Here is a 6,791-nt window from a genome sequence, read left to right as displayed (position 1 = left end):
TCTCACTGCTTTGGAGAGACCAAAGAGTGCAATATGTATCTGGCCTTATGCAGTCTTTCTACAGTTACCCTTATGAGGTGTTAGTCTTCATTCCATTCACCACCTTGACAAGCATTGCATTGAACGATACTTTATTCAACGTCAATCGAAAGGAAAAAAATGATCTTTAACAGTGTCTTGATGAAGGCAGTCACGCAAAATGATAAGAACCTCTGGCTGAAGGTGATGGATACAATATTTCGCGCAACCAACTATATCCGTTCTTTCCCCGATAAACACCGTTGTGTTGTGGAGTGCCATTCGATATGCAGAGCTCTAGGCCTGCATATTCCGGAACTTAAAGTAGTGGATGGAAGTTTTCTTGGTTTGGAGACTCGTGCAGTCGATAATGGCAGAGAATTTGATGTAAGATGTTGCGACCATTCCTGGCTGTTGACGCCGGATAAGGCGATCATCGATCCTTACCCCGTGGGCATCATCGTCACTAACCCTGTTCTCATTCCTGCCAACGGTAAATATAAATGGTGGGGTAAGGAGTGTTACATCGCTGATCATTCAGTCGCTAAAAGAGTGGTGGACCGGGATTTGGTGAGAAAAAGTTCCATCCTACTTCGTTTCATCCGCGAATCAGAAAAACTAAGCGAGTAAAATCTTAGCACGGCTACGCTATCTAAATAGTGTAGCTTTTTTATATGAAGAGTTTTGCGAGCGCCTTGTGTTCGTGGCTCTTTCAGGGGAAAATATCGATTTCACTTTCAGTATTTTAAAACTTGCCAGTCATCTTGGTTGTGTCCCTCCGTGGTATACTATTTGCAAATGGATTTTCACCTTCTCATTCACAATGTTGTATCGATGGCATCCATTGTCGCGACAACGGGGTTATTTTTTTTCTTGCTGGTTAAGAATTCTCGAACGGTCGCGAGTAGGACGTTGTCGGCAGCTATATTATGCGCGGCTATCTTTATCACTTCTCATGTCATAGGTGTTAATCTTACTGACCCTCTCCTTTCCGAACGCGTATTCATGTTCAATCTTATCATTTTTTTCTTGGGGGTATTCACTTTTCATTCAATTCTCGCCATACTCGGAAAGGACAAAGAAAGGCGCGGAATTCTCATACTCCTGTATGCTTCTGCTGTGGTAGCCTCTCTATTTTTCATCATTCTGCCAGATTTATTTTTACTGCCTTCTATACCTAAAATGTATTTTCCAAACTATTACGAGCCCGGGGTTCTCAATTGGGTAAGAATCGCATTTCTCTATGGAATTTGCATGCCATGCGCTCTGTTTGAATTAATTTCCTCATATGTAACGGAGAAGTCGGAACTCGCAAAAAAACAGATTGCCTATATGACCATAGCTTTTTTTGGCGGTTATGCAACTGGATTTATACCGAATTTTCTAGTCTACGATATCAATGTGGATCCGCTGTGGGGAATGCTTTTCGGAGTAGTGTTCGCTGTACCTTTTTTGTATGGGTCGGTTAAATATGAACTCTTAGATGTCCGTGTTATCGCAAAGAACGCGTTTTTCTACAGTGTAGCTGTGGCCATCGTTGGAAGTATCATAACGTTTCTCTTTTATTTGAATGAAGCTGTCAAAACGTATTATCCCGCGTTTCCCTCTTTGACGATACCGCTCGTGTCTGCCATATTTGTTGTTCTGACAACCATTCTGGTGTGGAAAAAAGTGAAAGAAGACGACATTCTCAAATATGAGTTCGTAAGCACTGTCACGCATAAATTTCGCACTCCGCTCACTCATATCAAATGGTCAGCGGAAAATCTGGCGAAGCAGACGTTAACTCCCGAAGGGAGACAACAGATAGAGACGATAGAAAGCGCTAATGCTAAACTCACCGAATTGACGAATCTCTTAGTCAATGTTTCCGATGTTGAAGATCAGGCATATACCTATCGATTGGAAAAAAGGGACGTATCTCTCATTGTTAAAGAGGCGATTGAATCGGTTTCAAGCCAAATTGCTTTGAAGCGATTGAAAGTGCAGATGAACCTCACAACCGGTGCCAATGTTTTGATTGACGCGACTCGCATTAGATTTGTTGCTCAAACATTTATCGAGAATGCCATTCAATATTCTCATACCGATACTGAGATAACTGTCTCTGTGTCGAGACAGAACAAAATGATTGTCTGTTCCGTGAAAGATATGGGCATCGGCATTCCCAAGAATGAATTGCCGTTTATCTTTTCCAAATTTTATCGCGCTTCGCGGGCTCGTTCGGCTAACACCGAAGGCATGGGCGTTGGACTCTTTATTGCAAAAGAAATCGTGAACCGTCATAAAGGAAAAATTTGGACAGAATCTCCTGGTCTCGATAAAGGGAGCACTTTTTCTTTTGCACTTCAAGCCGTTCTCTAATTCCTTTCGACTCGGGATCGAGAGTTGATTTTTCTGGTCCAATGGTATGAAGTATAATAATGCGTTTCTAATTCGCGACTACAGATAAGGCGTTATAGGTCATTCAAAAGGCCGCCCTAATTGATACGGATATGCCATAAAGGTTACCGTATAGAAAGAGATAGAAAGGACACCTTTTTATTTATATTAATATCACCAATTTAACTTATATACCCAAAAACAGTCTCGCTAAACGGAGCTCTTCGAAATTATAGGTTGGACCAAGTTTGTCGCGGACGGGGGAAAGGCGCATGTCGGAGTTTTTATCCATGAGAGCGTGAAAAGCATCTTTGATTTTATTAAATCGCTCGGGCTTCAGGTGGGAAAGTTGCGCGTGAGGGTCGAGCTTCTCTTCTTCAACTAATTTTTCAAGATGCGCGATAATCGTGCCGACACCGACCTCACGCTTCTTCGCCATTTCTTTGAGCGAGAGGCCTGCCAAGACAAGCGCGAGCGTCTCATCGTAAGTTGAGATTTTTTTCTTTTTCTTTTCCCCGGGAGGAGGCGCGATGCGGGAAAGATACCGCTTTTGCATCTCTTCTTTTTCGACAACCTCAAGACTATCCAAATTCCGTCTCGCCTCTTCCGAGTGCTCCAAAAGCGTCTTGTCGAAGCGGAGCACGTCGGGATTGACCTCGAGAGAAATATCGTTCAGCCCAAGAAGCCTCAACCCCAAAAATGAGCGCACCCGTGAAAGCGCCACGTATCCCATTCCTTTTTCAAACGATTTTGAAAGGTCCACCTCAACTGCATCCAAGCTCATCCCCTGGCTTTTGTGAACAGTAATTGCCCAGGCAAGGCGAAGCGGAACTTGAGTGATTTCAGCTTTCGTCTTCCCTTCTTCTTCAATCGCCCACGTTTCAGGAAGAGCAATAATTTTCGCTCCCTTATACGTCTCAACAATCGGTCCTGTCTCATCAAATCCGATCACGACCCCCAAAGTGCCGTTGACGTAACCGGCATCATAATTATTTCTTACAAACATCACTCTCGCACCTTTTTTGAGTGAAAGCATCTCCGGAGCAAGACAGCTTTTTTTCAACACCTCGACAATATGCGATTTGCCCCGAGATGTCATGTCGTATGTTTTGGACTCGCCCTCAATCTTTTCAAGTTCCATTGCATTGACCCTGTCCACGTCTACGTTGTGCGTGTAAAGCCGAGTCGGTTCTATTTTAAAATTTGCCGGTTTGACTTTTGACGTCTCGAGATAGGTTCTCATTTTTTCACTCACAGTGTTTGTCCGGACGGCATTTAAAACACGGAGCGCAATCTCGTCTCTTTGCCGATGCTGTTCATGAAGATAGCAGACGACAGGCTTCATGTTTTTCCACGCCTCCGATTCGTATATAAAATGCACGGGGGGCTCGCCCTGCCCCCGCACAGGGGGCAACTGGAAAAAGTCCCCGCAAAGAACTACCTGCAGGCCCCCAAATGGCTCGTCGTTTCTTTTGAAGGAGCGGACAATTCGCTCCACCAGGTCCAGACGAAAATGATGAAGCATTGATACTTCATCTATCACAAGCACTCGAGTTGCCTGCATCCTATCCCACAAATATTTCCTCGATTCCAGAGTGTCGAGGTCATATTCGTTCAACGAGTTTTTTATCCCGAGTCCACTCCAGGAGTGAATCGTCACCCCATTCATGTGTGTAGCGGCAATGCCAGTCGAAGCGGTTACTGCAACAGCAACGTCGTGGCTTTTGAGAAAGTCAATGTATTGATTAAGAAGATGTGTTTTTCCACTTCCGGCTTGCCCAGTGAGATATACATTGTGTCCGAGCTTCAAAATATCGAGCGCTTCTTCTTGAGTCATCCGACTAGTATAGCCCAAGAAGCTATTAGCTGTCAGCTATTAGCTTGAATTAATTCTCCAGCCTTTAAGCTAAAATCTAGTAGCTTACAGCTTCCTCCTATCTCTTGTTGATGCATCTTATGCACACTTTTTGTTCTTCCCGAGTCTTAAGATATTTGTTCCCGCACAGGCATATCAAAATCGCCATACGTCGGGGCTTTTCTACCCAGACTCCCCTTTTCTGAACTATTTTTTGCTCAATTGAGGTTTTCATAAATATATATACCAATATACGAATAAATCCCTAATATACTAATGGCTACGAATAATAAAGTTTGGCCTCGTCCTATCCCCGCGGCAAGCCGTCCCCTCGCAAAACCTCGGCGGGATATTAGGCGAGGCATCGGGGCAAACTTTGTTGGAGAAGAGCGAGCTCCGCTCGCTCTCATTCAACTGCGGCCATTCATCCCCGCCGCAGGAGGGACGCGGGGTATTCTGTCCGCTTCCAATAAAGAAGGATTCGATTATTAGTTTTTATTGGTATATTTCTTCATTGATATATTGGTATATTGGTATGTTTAGCTTTCGATAAAAGTCAGCGCCTGCCCTTTCTTCCCGCCTCTTCCTGTTCTTCCGATGCGATGAACATAGTCGTCGTAGGTAGCCGGAATATCGTAGTTGATGACATGCGAAACATCGGCGATGTCGAGCCCTCGAGCCGCAACATCAGTCGCGACAAGTATCTGAATATGATTGTCTTTAAACAGATTGAGCGCCCTCTGCCTTCTCGATTGATTTTTGTTTCCGTGGATGGATTCAACCTTGAAACCCCTCTCGGCGAGAACTTTTGAGAGCTTCTCAACGCCGTGTTTGGTGCGTCCGAAAATAAGTACCTTATTGAATTTGCTCTGGGTCAAAAGGTTATGGAGCACCTCTATCTTCTGGTCTCCGTGCTTCAGTTTAACGACATCCTGGTCAACGTTTTTTGCCGTGTCTCCTGTTTTTACCGAAATAGTTGCCGGCTCTTTCAAGAATTCCCGAATAAGCCCGGAAATTTCGCTTGAAACGGTCGCGGAGAAGAAAAGCGTGTGGCGAACTTTCGGCATTTGAGCCATCAAATGTCGCATGTCGTGGACGAACCCCATATCAAGCATTCGGTCTGCCTCGTCGAGAACAATCGTATTAAATCCTGCAGGGTTAATAAATTTTCTTTCAATCAAATCTTTGAGCCGTCCCGGTGTTCCGATAATAAAATTATTGTGATAACGCAGACCCGAAATCTGTCTCCCGATAGGCGCGCCTCCCACGCAACAGACTGAAAATATTTTCAAATTTTTTGCAAAAGTCACGAGCTCGTCCTGAATCTGAAGCGCAAGCTCTCTCGTCGGTACGACAATCAAGATATTTTCCTTCGGATTATGCAGGACTTTGTTGATGAGAGGAATGAGAAACGCTCCGGTTTTTCCCGTGCCAGTGTTTGCAATACCAACAACATCTTCACCTCGAAGAACATGAGGAATAATCCTGTCCTGAATTGGGGTGGGAGTGATATACCCTTTGGAAGTGATGTTCCCCTTCAATCGTTCATCAATCTTAAAATCCTTAAAAGCATGTTCAGGCACGAAATGCGGAACGTTTTCGGTAATGACTGCTTTGCTCACAAATTTGGACACATCAATTCTTTGTGTTTTTCCGCCTCCAAACCTTCGCGGTCCGCCATGCGAAGGACGACCCCTTCCAAAAGATGGCTTTCTATTAAAACTTGGACTGTTACTTTGAATGTTTTTTCTATACATTTTTTTATTGAGCCTCTTTCTGCCAAAGATCACAAACTCATGAGAATAATGCTTCGTAGTATATACTAAAAGGGTTGGCTTGTCAAATTCAGATTTTAATGAGTGATATTTGTGCGCCGGGTTGGATTCGATCCTTACAGGATCAGTACAGCTTTCCCATCCCCCACCACTTAGTTGCAAAGTGGTGGGGGATATGGGAGAAGCTTTTCGAATCCCCCACGCAAACAAAGTGGTTTGTTTGCTCCGGCGCACATTCAAAAAAGCAGAGCTAATTTTTTTGAATGTGCGCCGGGTTGGATTCGAACCAACGAAGACCGAAGTCAGCAGATTTACAGTCTGCTCTCGTTGACCACTTGAGTACCGACGCATACGAATACGAGTCTACCATATTTAGAGTTTCATTCAATCGTTCTCAAGCGGGCACCTTATTCCACCATTCGCGCGAATGGTGGATTATCTGATTCTTATATGTGTAAGAACAATGGCGCTGTTACCGCAACTCTTCCGTCTTTTCTTTGAGAAAGAGAATAAATTGATTTGAAAAATTTAAGAGGAATTTGAAAGGTGTCTCGATGATGAAATCCAAAATGAGGACGAGCACGTTGATTGAAGAAAACTTCTGGGAGAGCCATCTGCCCGCGTTTACAATCGGCAATGCTAGGACTGACCCGATCATTGTGAACAATCCTTCTTTTGATTTCACGTGCCAGCGCTTTGAACTATGTCGGATTCGGAATGCAAAGTAAGAAACAAGCGTCAAAAAGAAAATAAAGACCACG

6 protein-coding genes and 1 tRNA gene are annotated in these 6,791 nt (G+C 44.1%); 3 read left to right on the top strand and 4 right to left on the bottom strand.

The window, feature by feature from the left end; translation table 11 throughout:
• The first annotated feature begins 159 nt into the window (after nucleotides 1–159).
• Both ABI430_05240 and ABI430_05235 read left to right on the top strand, forming a co-directional pair.
• Nucleotides 160–648 (top strand): hypothetical protein, encoded by a 489-nt coding sequence (locus ABI430_05240; protein MEO8638271.1) that lies wholly within the window; start codon nucleotides 160–162, stop codon nucleotides 646–648.
• 168 nt (nucleotides 649–816) lie between these two features.
• Nucleotides 817–2,382 carry a HAMP domain-containing sensor histidine kinase gene (locus tag ABI430_05235; protein MEO8638270.1) on the top strand — a complete coding sequence of 522 codons (1,566 nt, stop codon included), beginning with the start codon at nucleotides 817–819 and terminating at the stop codon, nucleotides 2,380–2,382.
• A gap of 205 nt (nucleotides 2,383–2,587) precedes the next feature.
• Here ABI430_05235 and ABI430_05230 read toward each other — a convergent pair whose 3' ends face one another.
• Nucleotides 2,588–4,237 carry a helix-turn-helix domain-containing protein gene (locus ABI430_05230; GenBank protein MEO8638269.1) on the bottom strand — a complete coding sequence of 550 codons (1,650 nt, stop codon included), beginning with the start codon at nucleotides 4,235–4,237 and terminating at the stop codon, nucleotides 2,588–2,590.
• A gap of 294 nt (nucleotides 4,238–4,531) precedes the next feature.
• Here ABI430_05230 and ABI430_05225 point away from each other — a divergent pair, with 294 nt between their 5' ends.
• Entirely contained in the window at nucleotides 4,532–4,747 is a 216-nt protein-coding gene (locus tag ABI430_05225) for a hypothetical protein (protein ID MEO8638268.1), read from the top strand.
• Nucleotides 4,748–4,794: 47 nt separating this feature from the next.
• On the opposite strand, the gene ABI430_05220 is transcribed toward ABI430_05225, so the two are convergent.
• From ABI430_05220 to ABI430_05210, 3 genes are all read right to left on the bottom strand, one after another.
• The gene (locus tag ABI430_05220) at nucleotides 4,795–6,012 is read right to left on the bottom strand and encodes a DEAD/DEAH box helicase (GenBank protein ID MEO8638267.1); all 1,218 of its coding nucleotides are present in this window, start codon (nucleotides 6,010–6,012) and stop codon (nucleotides 4,795–4,797) included.
• 284 nt (nucleotides 6,013–6,296) lie between these two features.
• Nucleotides 6,297–6,379 (bottom strand) — tRNA-Tyr (locus ABI430_05215).
• Nucleotides 6,380–6,502: 123 nt separating this feature from the next.
• A partial coding sequence (locus tag ABI430_05210) for a hypothetical protein (protein ID MEO8638266.1) occupies nucleotides 6,503–6,791 on the bottom strand: 289 nt, incomplete at its 5' end.

It is taken from the genome of Candidatus Taylorbacteria bacterium (assembly GCA_039934295.1).
Lineage (GTDB): Bacteria > Patescibacteriota > Minisyncoccia > Phycocordibacterales > HO2-43-120 > HO2-43-120.
This window is presented reverse-complemented; position numbering and strand designations above follow the sequence as displayed.